A 368-nucleotide genomic window follows, 5' to 3' on the forward strand; every position below is an offset into this window, starting at 1 on the left:
TTCACTCTTCTATTCGAAGTGCTTTTCACCTTTCCTTCACAGTACTGGTTCGCTATCGGTCTCTCGGGAGTATTTAGCCTTACCGGATGGTCCCGGCTGGTTCACGCAAGATTCCTCGTGTCCCGCGCTACTCAGGATACCACTACGCTTCGTTCAGCTTCGAATACCGGACTATCACCGTCTATGGTTTCATTTTCCAAAGAATTCTTCTCACTGAATGTCTTGCGACAACGTGGTCCTACAACCCCAATATTGCCGTAACAACATTGGTTTGGGCTAATCCCCGTTCGCTCGCCACTACTGGGGGAATCATTATTATTTTCTTTTCCTACAGGTACTAAGATGTTTCAGTTCCCTGCGTTAGCCTC

General features: G+C 47.6%; 1 rRNA gene. It reads right to left on the reverse strand.

Features of this window, described 5'->3' with window-relative positions:
- A 23S ribosomal RNA gene (locus WS34_RS15210) occupies positions 1–368 on the reverse strand; the annotation flags it as partial.

This window comes from Odoribacter sp. N15.MGS-14 (assembly GCF_000980245.1).
GTDB lineage: Bacteria > Bacteroidota > Bacteroidia > Bacteroidales > Marinifilaceae > Odoribacter > Odoribacter splanchnicus.